The organism is Hydrogenobaculum sp. (genome assembly GCF_049967395.1).
Taxonomy (GTDB): Bacteria; Aquificota; Aquificia; order Aquificales; family Aquificaceae; genus Hydrogenobaculum.
This window is the reverse complement of the sequence record NZ_JBMFST010000046.1, coordinates 1-12,747: the sequence shown is the minus strand read 5'-3', so window position 1 is coordinate 12,747 and position 12,747 is coordinate 1. Positions and strand designations below refer to the sequence as shown.

At 35.1% G+C, this 12,747-nt stretch carries 13 protein-coding genes and 1 pseudogene; 6 read left to right on the top strand and 8 right to left on the bottom strand.

From position 1 onward, the window contains the following. Positions 1-138 precede the first annotated feature (138 nt). From ACP5S8_RS06750 to ACP5S8_RS06740, 3 genes are read left to right on the top strand one after another with little or no spacing between them, the layout of a single operon-like run. Positions 139-1,518 carry a chloride channel protein gene (locus ACP5S8_RS06750; RefSeq protein WP_461876204.1) on the top strand — a complete coding sequence of 460 codons (1,380 nt, stop codon included), beginning with the start codon at positions 139-141 and terminating at the stop codon, positions 1,516-1,518. 19 nt (positions 1,519-1,537) lie between these two features. Continuing rightward, positions 1,538-2,887 carry a UDP-N-acetylmuramate--L-alanine ligase gene (gene murC / locus ACP5S8_RS06745; protein WP_461876202.1) on the top strand — a complete coding sequence of 450 codons (1,350 nt, stop codon included), beginning with the start codon at positions 1,538-1,540 and terminating at the stop codon, positions 2,885-2,887. Further along, entirely contained in the window at positions 2,868-3,641 is a 774-nt protein-coding gene (locus ACP5S8_RS06740; RefSeq protein ID WP_461876201.1) for a glycosyltransferase family 2 protein, read from the top strand. The genes murC and ACP5S8_RS06740 overlap by 20 nt, the downstream gene beginning before the upstream one ends. A gap of 1 nt (position 3,642) precedes the next feature. Here the strand turns inward: ACP5S8_RS06740 and ACP5S8_RS06735 are convergent, their stop codons facing one another. From ACP5S8_RS06735 to thrB, 8 genes are all read right to left on the bottom strand, one after another. Then, positions 3,643-4,686: a DnaJ C-terminal domain-containing protein gene (locus ACP5S8_RS06735; protein ID WP_461876199.1), complete on the bottom strand. Its 1,044-nt coding sequence runs from the start codon at positions 4,684-4,686 to the stop codon at positions 3,643-3,645. Beyond that, positions 4,673-5,035, bottom strand: coding sequence for a flagellar biosynthesis protein FlgJ (locus ACP5S8_RS06730; protein ID WP_461870401.1), 363 nt, complete (start codon positions 5,033-5,035; stop codon positions 4,673-4,675). The genes ACP5S8_RS06735 and ACP5S8_RS06730 overlap by 14 nt, the downstream gene beginning before the upstream one ends. 12 nt (positions 5,036-5,047) lie before the next feature. Next, positions 5,048-6,067, bottom strand: coding sequence for a flagellar basal body P-ring protein FlgI (locus ACP5S8_RS06725; RefSeq protein ID WP_461876198.1), 1,020 nt, complete (start codon positions 6,065-6,067; stop codon positions 5,048-5,050). Positions 6,068-6,136: 69 nt separating this feature from the next. After that, a complete protein-coding gene (locus ACP5S8_RS06720; RefSeq protein ID WP_461870399.1) occupies positions 6,137-7,252 on the bottom strand; it encodes a radical SAM protein in 1,116 nt (371 codons plus the stop codon). Between the two features lie 93 nt (positions 7,253-7,345). Next, positions 7,346-8,881: an L-aspartate oxidase gene (gene nadB, locus ACP5S8_RS06715; protein ID WP_461876197.1), complete on the bottom strand. Its 1,536-nt coding sequence runs from the start codon at positions 8,879-8,881 to the stop codon at positions 7,346-7,348. Then, on the bottom strand, positions 8,868-9,842 hold the full coding sequence (locus tag ACP5S8_RS06710; RefSeq protein WP_461870397.1) for a gluconeogenesis factor YvcK family protein: 975 nt from the start codon (positions 9,840-9,842) through the stop codon (positions 8,868-8,870). Before ACP5S8_RS06710 ends, nadB begins: the two co-directional genes overlap by 14 nt. After that, the gene (mtnA, locus tag ACP5S8_RS06705) at positions 9,839-10,831 is read right to left on the bottom strand and encodes an S-methyl-5-thioribose-1-phosphate isomerase (protein WP_461876195.1); all 993 of its coding nucleotides are present in this window, start codon (positions 10,829-10,831) and stop codon (positions 9,839-9,841) included. Before mtnA ends, ACP5S8_RS06710 begins: the two co-directional genes overlap by 4 nt. Beyond that, on the bottom strand, positions 10,825-11,706 hold the full coding sequence (thrB, locus tag ACP5S8_RS06700; protein ID WP_461876194.1) for a homoserine kinase: 882 nt from the start codon (positions 11,704-11,706) through the stop codon (positions 10,825-10,827). The genes mtnA and thrB overlap by 7 nt, the downstream gene beginning before the upstream one ends. 177 nt (positions 11,707-11,883) lie before the next feature. On the opposite strand from thrB, the gene ACP5S8_RS06695 reads away from it, so the two are divergent. From ACP5S8_RS06695 to ACP5S8_RS06685, 3 genes and pseudogenes are all read left to right on the top strand, one after another. Beyond that, entirely contained in the window at positions 11,884-12,279 is a 396-nt protein-coding gene (locus tag ACP5S8_RS06695) for a DsrE/DsrF/DrsH-like family protein (RefSeq protein WP_461876193.1), read from the top strand. A 10-nt stretch (positions 12,280-12,289) separates the two neighbouring features. Next, on the top strand, positions 12,290-12,517 hold the full coding sequence (locus tag ACP5S8_RS06690; RefSeq protein WP_461876191.1) for a sulfurtransferase TusA family protein: 228 nt from the start codon (positions 12,290-12,292) through the stop codon (positions 12,515-12,517). Positions 12,518-12,531: 14 nt separating this feature from the next. After that, positions 12,532-12,747 (top strand): annotated as a pseudogene (locus ACP5S8_RS06685) (NAD(P)/FAD-dependent oxidoreductase); the annotation flags it as partial.

Here is a 12,747-nt window from a genome sequence, read left to right as displayed (position 1 = left end):
TGGGATTTGAGTGGGAAAAACTTTAAGACGATAGGATATAAACAATGGCTTATTTTATAACAAATGAACCAGGGAAAGTTAAAATCTTAGTGATTGATATATTTATCAACTTAGTATACCGTGATATAATAATCTAGTATGTTACATAGATTAGGATACTTAATATCTAAGCAAAGGCATTTTTTAAAATGGTTTATACTTGGCATTATAAATGGTGTAGTCTCTGGGCTTGGAGCTCTTTTCTTTTACTATAGTTTAAAATTATGTGAGTTTATATTCACTGTAAAAATTCTTGGTTATCATTTTCCGTCTCCTGTAGGTGAAAAGCCAAATGATTTATTTTTCAAACAAGGGCTCGTATATTTACTTCCTATCGTCACTGCTATTGGTGGTTTGATAGCTGGTTTCATAGTGTTTAAGTGGGCTCCAGAAGCAGAGGGGCATGGTACCGACGCGGCGATAGACGCTTATCACAACAAAAGAGGAATAATAAGAGACAGGGTAATTTTTATAAAGACCATAGCTTCTGCTATTACTATAGGCTCTGGAGGTTCTGCCGGAAGAGAAGGACCAACAGCCTTAATTTCAGCTGGAATAAGCTCTTGGCTTGCTAGACTATTGGGGCTTTCAGAAAGGGATAGAGAGAGAATTCTAGCTGTAGGTATGGGTGCGGGTATAGGAACTATATTTAAGGCACCTATAGGTGGTGCTATTTTAGCAGCTGAGATTCTTTATAAAGCAGATTTGCAAGCCGATATAATATTTCCTGGTCTGGTAGCTTCGGCTATAGGATATTCCATATTTGGAAGCATCGTTGGTTTTACGCCGGTTTTTGGCTTTTACCAACAACAGTTTGACCCACTTAGGTTGCCGCTTTACGTAATTTTGGGTGTTGTCTGTGGTATTGTTGGGGTTATTTATGCAAAAACTTTTTATTATTTTAAAGATAACTTTTTTAAAAACCTAAAACTAAACATATACCTAAAACCTGTGCTTGGTATGTTTATCACTGGTATTATTGGTATGGCGTTCCCTGAGATTTTAGGTACAGGATATGGATGGCTTCAAGCTGTCATAGATGGAAAGTTGCAAATCTTTAACACGTATGGTATACCTTTTGTGTTATTTTTTATATCTCTAGCTCTTATAAAGATAATAGTTACATCTTTTACGGTGGGTTCTGGAGCTTCTGGAGGTGTATTTGCACCAGGTCTTTTTATAGGTGGATTTTTAGGCGCTGGAATGGGTATTATGTTTCATAATTTATTTCCATCTTTAGTACACAGCCAAAATATAGGTGCTTTTTCTATAGTTGGCATGTTATCTCTTTTTGGAGCCGCTGGAAAAGTGCCAATAGCCGTTACTCTCATGGTAGTAGAAATGACAGGAAGTTACCAACTACTACCAGCTTGTATGTTAGCAGTAGCCACATCCTATCTAATCTCTGGTGATGTTTCTATATACAAGTCTCAGGTAAAAACAAGAGAAGACTCACCTTTATACAAAAAAGCATCTTAATGCTATAATATTAACCACAATGTTTAGAGAAAAATTTAGAAAATTTCACTTTATAGGTATTGGTGGTATAGGTATGAGCGGTATCGCTAAGATACTGCTTGATATGGGTTATGAAGTGTCTGGCTCTGATGTAAAGGAAAACGATGTTATAAAAGAGCTAAAAGAGAAAGGGGCGGTTATTTACATAGGGCACGATGCTAAAAACGTCATAGGCAAAGAAGTGGTAGTTTATTCGTCTGCGATATCCAACGTGAATGAAGAGCTTTTAAAAGCCAAAGAATTAGGTCTTCAAGTAATATCAAGAGGAGATATGCTGGCGGATTTGTTTAGGATGAAAGAAGGTATAGCTATATCAGGCTCTCATGGTAAAACTACCACTACATCCATGATTTCTCATATATCCCACATAGCTGGCTTAGATCCTACTGTTTTGATAGGCGGTATTTTACAGACGTTTGGTTCAAATGCAGTGTTAGGAAAAAGCGAGCTCTTAATATCAGAAGCTGATGAGTCCGATGGATCATTTTTAAAACTGAACTCCGTTATAAACGTAGTCACCAACATAGACAAAGAACATATTGGATATTACAAGGATTATGAAGATATAAAAGAGGCATTTGTGCAATTTATAAACAACGTACCTTTTTACGGAGCTTCTATTGTAAATATAGATGATGCTGGGGTTAGATCTATACTCTCAAAAATACATAAAAAGATAATTACTTATGGGATAGAATCTGGAGACTTTCAAGCTAAAAATATCAAATTTTATCAAGATATTACAGTGTTTGATGTGTTTTATAAAGGTATAAAACTAAATACAGTAGAGCTTCAAATCCCGGGCATGCACAACGTGTATAATGCACTTGCTTCAATAGCTGTTTCAACGCTTATGGAAATAGAACAATCTACTATAAGAGAGGCTTTAAAAAGCTTTAGAAACGCCAAAAGAAGAATTGAATTTGTCGGTGAAAAAAATGGCAACCTCATCTACGATGATTACGGACATCATCCCACAGAAATAAAAAGTGTTTACGAAGCTTTAAAATCAAAATATAAAGACAAAAATATAATAGTGGTATTTCAACCGCATAGATATTCTAGGACTTATTATCTTTTTAACGATTTTGTAGAGCTTTTTAAAAGCTTAGACAACGTATTTTTAATGGATATATACGGTGCCTCTGAAGAAAATACATTTGGTGTTTTCTCTTCGGACATAGCAAAAAATGTGGCTAAGGATTCTTGTGCTTATGTATCTTCAAGAGAAGAGCTTTTTGAAAAGCTAAATCAGTTTAACGATAGCGTTATAGTATTTATGGGGGCTGGTTCTATAGGAAAATGGGCTCATGAGTTTGTTAGCTCGTAAAATTTCTTTTGTAATACTAACAAAAAATGAAGAGAAAAATATAAAAAGAGCTTTAGAAAGCATAAAAGATGTAGCAGATGAAATACTTATTGTAGATTCAGGATCCACCGATAAAACAATAGATATTGCGAAATCTTACGGCGCAAACGTCATATTTAACGAATGGGTAAGCTATCCATCACAGGTAAACTTTGGCATATCAAAAACTAAGAATGATATAGTTTTTGTTTTAGATGCAGACGAGGAACTTTCTTCTGAGCTTAAAGCTTCTTTAAAAGATTTCCTTTCATCTGACTATGAGATAGGGCTCGTTACAAGACGAAGTTTTTATATGGGTGATTTTTTAAAACATGTGTGGAACAATGAAAAGCTTATAAGAGTTTTTAAAAAAGATGTATGTAAATATACTGGTGAGTTACACGAAACAGTAGTATGTAGTAGCAATAAAACATATGAGCTAAAAGGTTATTTAAACCACTACTCTTTTAAAAGCTTGAAAGACCAGTTTGAAAGGACTTTAAAATATGCAAAAATAAGCGCTGATATTATGTGTAAAAAGAACAAACCGTTTCATTTTTACAACCTTATTGTAAACCCTATATGGATTTTTTTTAAGTTTTTTATACTAAAATCTGGATACAAAGAAGGTGTAAAAGGGCTTATAATAGCTTTTTCTGGCATGTTTTACGTGTTTATGAAGTATGCTTTTTTGTACGAATGCTATAAATCAAAAGAAAAGGATCTTTGGAAATAAATTATTTTTGCAACATATTTTTTACTATACTAAAAATAGATTTGTTATCTTCCTCGTGTTCTAATTTTCTTAGCTCTTCTATTAATTTTTGTTGTTTTTTAGACAGTTGTTTTGGTATTTGGATTTTAATATGAAAAATTAAGTTGCCATTTTGAAAACCAAGCCCTGGCAATACCTTTTGAGAACCGCATTCTGCACCGGGTTGTATGAATACGTCAATATCTTTCCCGTCTATCCACCTAAACTTTATGTTTGCTCCTAAGACGGCGTCTGCATAGCTAATGGGAAGTTCTACATGTATATCGTTTCCAACTTTTTTATAAACGCTGTGGTCTTGGATAAAAACTCTTAAATATAAATCACCAGGCTCTTTGTTGCCAAAGCCAGCGTGACCTTTACCTATAACTTTCAGTATATCCCCGTCGTTAGTTTGAGGGGGAATTTGAACTATGATTTTTGATTTCTTAGCTATTCTTTTTCTACCAAGACATGTGCTACAGGCGTTTTTTATTATATAACCTCTTCCTCTACACACTGAACAAGGCCTTGGAAATGAGAATATACCGCTAACCCTTTTGCCAGTCCCTTCGCAAGCCTCACATAAAACCTTATCCGGTTCACCTATATATCCTTTTGCGTTGCAATCAGGACAAGGAATCCATTTCTCGTACTCTACCTCTTTGGATGTACCAAGATAGGCTTCTTCTAATGTTAAAAAAATTTTCAGCTTTATATCTTCACCTTTTTTTGGTTTTTGTTCTTTCTCTCCATTAAATATTGAGTTTATAAATTCTTGAATATACTCTGTAAAATTCTTTATTTTATTTTCGTCGGGATTTACAAGAAGGCTATCGTATTCACTCCTCTTGTCTTTGTCGCTTAAAACGCTGTAAGCTTCGTTTATCTCCTTAAAAAGATCCTCATAATCTTTATTAACGTCTGGGTGATACTCCTTAGCTAATTGTCTATAAGCCGCTTTTATTTCTTGTTCTGTAGCATCTCTTTTAACACCCAGTATAGCGTAGTAATCTTTAAGCCTTGCCATTTATTTTGTTACCGATGTCCTGGTTTAATAAATTTGTTTGATGTTGATCCTTTATCTCTTGTTCTACAGCTTTTTCTATAAACTTGCCAAACCCAACACCCCCAGCTTCACTTAACACTTTAGCTATATTTTGGAAAAACATATCCTGATATGTATTTGCTTGAAAATCATTTTCGCTTGCAAAAGACTTGTAAGCTTCTTTTAAGATTTCTTCTAGGAAAAAGGCTTCAAATTGCTCTGAAGCTTTTTTAATTTTCTCTTTGTTGTTTAAATGTGAAAACTCGTTTGTAAAGTTTTCAGGAGGAAGCAAATAATTCGGGTTTACAAGATTAGGTTTAAAATTTGTCATGTTTCATCTCCTTTACTCTACTTCTACTTTAGCATGTATGGCACCCTGAGCTGCCATAGCTTCTATTATGTTTATTATATCTGATGGTTTTGCTCCAACGCTGTTTAAAGAACTAACTAATTGTCTTAGTGTCGGTGCTTTTACAAAAAATACGTTGTACTTTTTACCATTTTTAGTAGTGGTGTTTGCTTGCTGTGGATTGGCTGGGGCTTGTCTTACTTCTACCGATATATTGCCAGAAGCCACCGCCACAGGCGATATCCTTATATCTCCTCCCATAACTATCGTGCCTGTTCTACTATCTATGATGATTTTAGATGGGTTGTGAACATGGACTTTCAAATCTCCTATTATCGATAAAAAATCAACGGCGTTGTACGGGGGCAGTTTTACTCTTACCGTGTCGCTATCTATAGCTACAGCTGTACCGTATCCAAACTTGTTGTTTATGGCATCTTGTATAGCGTTCGCAGTATTAAAACTCGGGTAGTTTAAGTATAAATCTATATATTTCTTTGGCATCGTAAAAGGCAAACTTCTTTCTAATGTGGCACCATTTGGAATATATCCGCTGTTTAAATTTTGATTTGTAGTTCCACCGGTAGTAGGAGTTACTATTTGACCTTGGGCTAAGGCATATACTTTGCCATCTGGTCCTTTTAGTGGAGTCATAAGAAGTACACCACCTTGTAAGCTTTTAGCGTCTCCTATGGAAGAGACTGTAACGTTTAAAGGTGTACCAGCTTTTGCATACGGAGGTACTTTTGCAGTAACCATTACCGCTGCCACATTTTTTGTAGTCATTTGATTGATTTGTGCTGGCGTAAAATTTATGCCCATTCTTGATAGCACATTTACCAAAGAATCTACTGTAAATATGGTGGCTTTACTATCTCCTGTACCGTTTAAACCGCTTACTATACCATAACCTATCAACACGTTGCTTCTATTTCCTTCAAATGTCACTATATCTCTTATTCTTACTGCAAAGGATAAATTTATTATTAATAAAAGCCATAAAACTTTTTTCATAAGCATAAATTTATATAATAAATATTATAAGTCAATAGGAGGCAAAAGCCTCCTTTATACATCAGCAACTTAGAAATATCTACCAGTGCTTGGGTTTAGGAAGTCAGGATAAGCTTTTTCCATCTCGTAATCGAATATCTGCTCTCTTATGTTGGATAAATCTGATTTGTTTGGTTGGAAAGGAAAACTTCTTAAGTTTGTAGGTGAGCTATCTCCAAAAGGCCTGTTGCAAGCCACCTCTGTGGTTTTACCCCTGCAACCAGCTGTCATAAATGGTTTACCGCTAGCAAACAACTCTTCAAACAAATCCTTTTTTATGCCAAAATCTATAACTTGACCCTTTTCGTTAAACTTCATATCCTCGTATCTACCATATTCGTTGTCTATTATATATCTCGCCATTTGTACTCTTCTGTATTGAGGGGCTGGGCATGGTTTTTCGTTTTCCATTAGAGAACCTTCCTCTGGCCAGAAAGAAAATAAGTGTGTTCTAGCGCCCAAATCTCTGACTTTTTGTATGCGTTCTATCATTTCTTGCTCCGTTTCTCCCAATCCTACTACTAAATGACATCCGGCAAACCCATCTCCCATCACTTCAGCTGACCATTCAAGCACCTTCCAGAAATAGTCAAACTTATGAGGGCTATTTAACGACTTGCCTCTTATCTTTTCAAATAATTCTGGTGTAGCACAGTCTAAGGCTACCGTTACAGTGTCAGCCCCTAACTTTTTATAGTCCTCTATATCTTGATATCTAGTACCAGTAGCATTTATAAGAAGAGAAACAAATATTTGATCCCCAAGCTCGTACAATACCTTTTCTAAGACAGTTTTTGTATCCCTTATTGAACGAGGATGTGTTATTTGAGCTATACATAGTCTCTCCACGTGTCCCACCTGCTTAGCCTTTTCCAATATATCATCCAGCTTGATGGTAGGCCATTCAACTCTTATGAAATTTCTTTTTGAGAATTCTTCTTCTCTTGCTTTTTGAAGACCACAATAGGCGCAGTTGGCATGACATCCAGAAGGATAAGTAAGGAGTGTATTTATACAACTTAGCTTTGCGTTTCTGTAAAATGTCCCAGGCACCAAACCAAGTGTCATGGCTGCCGCCATGCTTATCTGAAGATATTCTGGGCTTTCTTTTTGAGTAGTCAACGTATCTAAAAGAACTTTGTTCATAAATAACCTCCTGCTTAGTCTAACAACAATATAATTATAATGTTATATAGCTTTTATAGATATAAGATTTTCTTATGGTAAAAGCAAAATACTTTAATCAAGCAAATTCTCCAACGAATCTTCTAAACATATTTTTGTATTATACCTATATTCATCTTTTTCATAAGGAAAATCCAATCTAAAATGGCAACCTCTACTCTCTCTTCTTTTCAAAGCTCCTTGTAAAGTAGCATAAGCTGATAAACTTACGTCAAATATAATTTTATTTTTCTTCGTGGGCTTTGCCTCTGTGCAAAGTTTTATAATCTCCTTTATCTTTTTAACGGCGTAAAGAAGTCCATCTTCTGTTCTTTCAAGACCAGCGTACTGCCACATCGTATTTTTTATTGTGTCAAAATATTGTTGGCAATCTGTGTCCTTTGTCGTTGATCTTTGGTTTTTTGCTTTTAAAAGCTTAAATTTTCTATTTGATAAAGCTATAGAATAAGCTGCCCTATATCCAAAAACAACCCCTTCCAAAAGAGAGTTTGATGCTAGTCTATTTGCTCCATGCACTCTTGTGCTAGCTACTTCTCCTATGGCGTAAACACCGTCTACGGTAGTTTCACCGTTCTCATCAGTTCTTATGCCACCTATATAATAGTGTGCTGCCGGTGTAATGGGAACAAGATCTTTATACGGGTCCACTTTGTGCTCCAACAAAAAGTTGTATATAGTAGGAAATCTTGTTTCTATGTTCACTTTTAAACTTCTCATATCAAGATAAACTTTGTTCCCTTTTAGCATCTCTCTATATATAGCCCTTGCCACCACATCACGAGGTTCTAGCTCGTTTACAAATCTTTCGTTGTTTTGATTTACAAGCGTTGCGCCTTCTCCCCTTACAGCTTCTGATATTAAAAGGTTTGTATTTTCAAATACAGTGGGATGAAACTGAACAAACTCTGGATTTTCTATTAAAAATCCTCTTCTTAGCGCTATCCCTATTACATCCGCCCTTGTTTTAAGTGGATTTGAAGTGTGAGAATACATAGATGCCGCTCCGCCGGTGGCTAAAACCAAAAACTTTGATTTCCAAAAAATAAGCTCGTCGTTTTGCTCTACTATGCAGCCTACTAAAGCGTTGTCTTTTGTTATAATTTCTAAAAGCTCCCCTTCTAAAATACGTATATTTAGTTCTTTGGCTTTCTTAAAAAGTGCTTCGTATATGGCTTTACCAGTATAATCTTTTACTTTTAAAACCCTTTTGTAAGAATGGCCACCTTCTATTGTAGTTTCAAAGCTACCATCTTCCTTCTTGTCAAAGTTAACACCGTAAAGCTCTAAATCTACTATACGGTTTGGGCCCTCCTGAGCCAAAATCTCTATATTTTTTACATCTCCTAAGTTTCTTCCAGCCCTCAGCGTATCCAAAACATGCCAAGCAGTAGAATCTTCTTTTGATACAACGGCCGCTATCCCCCCTTGAGAATAATACGTATTTCCAATGCCTCTTGTTATAATCACTGGGTCTAGTTTCAAGTTTTTAAGAGTGATAGCGCAAAAAAGACCAGCTATACCACTCCCTATTACTATTATATCTGCCTCTTTGTTCGGTATAAAGTCAGTATCAAATTCAATATAATACATATTTTCCCATCACATGTTCCAATAAATTTGTTAATTTAATAGGATCGTGTCTTACAAAAGATATATTCTCGCTTATTAGGTCTTCTGCATATACATCTATATTTTCTTTTGATATTTTTGCTACATCTGGTACTACCGGCTCTTGCCCAGTAGCTATATACTTTTTCAAAATATCGTTTGGGGGCATCTTTGTATTTACTATCGCTATATCTATACACTCTATTTGTGTAAACCTTCTAAACATGTTAATATGGTCATAAGCTGTATAATCGTCTGTTTCCCCTGGCTGTGTCATGACATTGCATATAAATATTTTTTTAGCTGGAGAGTTTTTTACGCTTTCCCTTATTTCTTTGATGAGGAGATTTGGTATTATGCTAGTATACAAACTACCAGGCCCAAATATTATAAAATCTGCGCTTTCTATAGCAGCTATAGCCTCTATAGGTACAAAAGGGTTTTCTGGTTCTATCCAGATATCTACTATATGAGCTTTTTTCTGCTTTCCATAGTTTGTTATGTCTTCTTCATTTTTCACTATAGTTCCATCGCTAAACTTTGCCACAAGATCAACGCTATCCGTTGTAGATGGTATGATGCTCCCTTTTGTATCCAATATCTTTGAAGTTAGCTTTATAGCCTCCACGAAGCTACCAGTTATTTCTGTAAGAGCCGTGAGAAACAAATTTCCAAACGCATGATTTTCCAATCCTTCTCCCTTTAGTCTATGCTGGAAGAGTTTTTTCATTATATCTTCGTGCTCTGATAAAGCCACTATGCAGTTTCTTATATCTCCAGGAGCTGGTATGTTGTATATTTTCCTTAGCTTGCCGGTACTTCCGCCGCTATCTGCCACAGTAACTATAGCGTATAAATTGTCTACTGTTTTTCCTACAAGCCTCTTAAGACCAGACAAAAGACTTGATAATCCAGTGCCTCCTCCTATGGATACTATATTCATATTTGCTCCTTAAAGTTTTTTAAACTATCAACATAAGGATAATGCGCTATCCCCTTCTCTGTTATTATAGCGCTGATGTTTTGAGCAGGTGTTATATCAAAAGAATAGTTTATGGCTTCAGAATCTATAGGACCTACAAAAACATCCTTACATTTTAAAACTTCATCTTTTGATCTTTCTTCTATGGGTATATCTTGAAAAGATTTAGCGTTAAAATCTATTGTGGAAGTGGGGGCTACTACGTAAAATGGGACGTTGTAAGCTTTGCAAGCCAAAGATAGCATAAAAGTACCTATTTTGTTAGCCGTATCTCCATTGGAAGCTATCCTATCTGCACCCACAAAAACAGCCTTTACTATGCCCCTTGATATAAGAAAAGGAGCCGAAGAATCCACTATTATTTTATATGGTATATTGGCTTTTAAAAGCTCGAAAGCTGTAAGTCTTGAACCCTGCAAATAAGGCCTTGTTTCATCTACTAAAACATAATCTACTTTGCCTTGTTTATGAAGCTCTTTTATAACACCTAACGCTGTTCCTACCCCAGCAGTGGCTAAGGCTCCGGTGTTGCAATGAGTCAAAATCACTGACTTCTCGGTTATCAAAGAAGCTCCAAATTTTGATATTCTTATATTTGCTTCTATGTCTTCTTGCTCTATCTTTTGTGCCTCTTCAAAAAGATCTTTCTTTTCAAAATACGCTTCTTTCATTCTATTTAAAGCCCAAAACAAATTTACAGCGGTGGGTCTTGTGTTGGATAATATATTGTAAACCTTTTCTACATCTAAGCCGTCTTTTATACCAATAGCAAAACCGTATGCTGCCACACATCCTATGGCAGGTGCTCCTCTTACAAGCATAGCCTTTATAGCATAGGCTACATCCTCTATATTGGTCGCTTCAAAATATACTTCTTCGTGGGGAAGCTTTCTTTGATCTAATATGAAAAGTTTATCATCCTTAAAGAAAAAGCTTTTTAGCTCTAACATACTCTTGCTCCTTCTTTATCTACAGACAATATTTTACAGGAGCTTTTAATATTTTTGGCACTCAAAAAAATAGACGCCCTTTTACATATTAAACATTCGTTTCTTAGTGTGAAAACTCCTATTGTACTTCCTGAACCGCTTATAAAAACTGCCTTTGCACCGTTGTCATAGGCTATTTTTTCTATATCGTCGTAAAATGGTATTAAGCTTTTCCTATAAGGTTGATGAAGCTTATCTTTTACAGCTTCTTTTAAAAGCTCAAAACGTTTTGATACAAGAGAGCTCAAAAGTAGGTTTGATCTTTGTATATTGTAAATTGCATCTTTTATATCTATCTTTTGAGGAAGTATTTTTCTGGCCTCTTCTGTGGATATCTTTATATCTGGTATGATAGCTATTATCTTTAGCTCCTCTGGAAAATCTATTTTGTTAAACAATGTCTGTTCTTCATCTTTTAAACAAACGTTAAACCCGCCTACCAAAGCTGGAACTAAATTATCGGGATGAGGTTCAAATTCGTAAGCTATTTTAAAAATATCATCGTAAGAAAGCCCCTTTTTGTATAAGATGTCAAAGATTTTTATAGCAGCTATTATAGCGCTGCTGCTACTACCGAGCCCTCTTGAAAAGGGTATTTCAGTTTTTATTGTAATGCTAACAGGCATTTCTTCTTCGTTAAAAGCTTCTATACATCTTTTATAAACTTTTAAAAAAAGATTTTCTTCCGGTTTTATATCTAAATCTACAAAAGATATAGAAAATGTTTCAGAGCTTTTGATATGAAAAATATTGTAAAGATTTACTGCCAGTCCAAATGTATCAAAACCTGCTCCTAAATTGCTCATAGAAGCTGGAACTTTTAGTGTAAACTCCATCTTAAAATATTAACATATAAAATATTTTTATTCAATAAAATGAACAGTTGTTTTGGATATTAGTATATATTTATATACTTTTATAAGCATATTTTACACATTAAATAAACAATATTTATTGAATAGTTAAGACTTACATATTAAAATAAAACTCAATAAAAGATAGGAGGAAAAGAAATGAGCAAGCTAGCTTTTATAATATCCACTCAAGTACATGAAAAAATTCAATTAGCCACTATGATGGCTTCAATACACGCCACTGTGGGTGGAGAAGTTTTATTTTTCGTCTCTATGAACGGAGTTTTGGCTTTTCAAAAAGATAAAGAGCTAAAAGATAGAGTTATTCCAGAAGGGGAATTTTCTAAACTTATGCTTAGCAAAAACGTTCCTAATTTTATAAATATATTAAAACAAATAAAGGCTATTGGAGATGTAAAAATATACGCATGCTCTATGGCTATGGATGTATTAGGATGGGATATAAAAGATTTGGAAGAAGGCTTGTTTGATGATGTTATAGGCCTTACATCGTTTCTTGATATGGCTGAAGATGCAAAAATTCTTTTTGTATAAGGAGGTTTGAATGGCTGATAAGGTAATTGATGCAAGAGGAAGTTTTTGCCCTGGACCTTTGATGGAGCTTATAGCTGCAATAAAGTCAAATCCCGTTGGCACTACCATAGAGGTGCTGTCTACCGATAAGGGATCTGTAAAAGACATACCAGATTGGGTAAAAAAGGTAGGTCATGAAATGGTAGGAGTAGAGGAAAAAGACGGATATTGGTACATAGTTGTAAAGAAAATTAAATAGAGGAGGTAAGGCGTATGGCAAAACATGTTGTAATAGTAGGTGGTGGTGTGGCTGGCACCATAATAGCCAACCTTTTGGCAAGGGGACTAAAAGAAGAGCTATCAAAGGCTGAAGTTGTAATAACGATGGTCAGCAAAGATGACAAACATATTTACCAACCGGGATTTTTATATGTGCTCTTTGATAAAATGAGGCCAGATGAGCTAATAAGAGACCAACGAAGCTTGTTG

What these genes read in the sequence shown, in the direction of transcription:
- ACP5S8_RS06690 (WP_461876191.1), top strand. Translation starts at nt 12,290, where the DNA reads ATGGCTGATAAGGTAATTGATGCAAGAGGAAGTTTTTGCCCTGGACCT.
- thrB (WP_461876194.1), bottom strand. Translation starts at nt 11,706, where the DNA reads ATGGAGTTTACACTAAAAGTTCCAGCTTCTATGAGCAATTTAGGAGCA.
- mtnA (WP_461876195.1), bottom strand. Translation starts at nt 10,831, where the DNA reads ATGTTAGAGCTAAAAAGCTTTTTCTTTAAGGATGATAAACTTTTCATA.
- ACP5S8_RS06720 (WP_461870399.1), bottom strand. Translation starts at nt 7,252, where the DNA reads ATGAACAAAGTTCTTTTAGATACGTTGACTACTCAAAAAGAAAGCCCA.
- murC (WP_461876202.1), top strand. Translation starts at nt 1,538, where the DNA reads ATGTTTAGAGAAAAATTTAGAAAATTTCACTTTATAGGTATTGGTGGT.
- ACP5S8_RS06730 (WP_461870401.1), bottom strand. Translation starts at nt 5,035, where the DNA reads ATGACAAATTTTAAACCTAATCTTGTAAACCCGAATTATTTGCTTCCT.
- ACP5S8_RS06695 (WP_461876193.1), top strand. Translation starts at nt 11,884, where the DNA reads ATGAGCAAGCTAGCTTTTATAATATCCACTCAAGTACATGAAAAAATT.
- ACP5S8_RS06725 (WP_461876198.1), bottom strand. Translation starts at nt 6,067, where the DNA reads ATGAAAAAAGTTTTATGGCTTTTATTAATAATAAATTTATCCTTTGCA.
- ACP5S8_RS06750 (WP_461876204.1), top strand. Translation starts at nt 139, where the DNA reads ATGTTACATAGATTAGGATACTTAATATCTAAGCAAAGGCATTTTTTA.
- ACP5S8_RS06740 (WP_461876201.1), top strand. Translation starts at nt 2,868, where the DNA reads ATGAGTTTGTTAGCTCGTAAAATTTCTTTTGTAATACTAACAAAAAAT.
- ACP5S8_RS06735 (WP_461876199.1), bottom strand. Translation starts at nt 4,686, where the DNA reads ATGGCAAGGCTTAAAGATTACTACGCTATACTGGGTGTTAAAAGAGAT.
- nadB (WP_461876197.1), bottom strand. Translation starts at nt 8,881, where the DNA reads ATGTATTATATTGAATTTGATACTGACTTTATACCGAACAAAGAGGCA.
- ACP5S8_RS06710 (WP_461870397.1), bottom strand. Translation starts at nt 9,842, where the DNA reads ATGAATATAGTATCCATAGGAGGAGGCACTGGATTATCAAGTCTTTTG.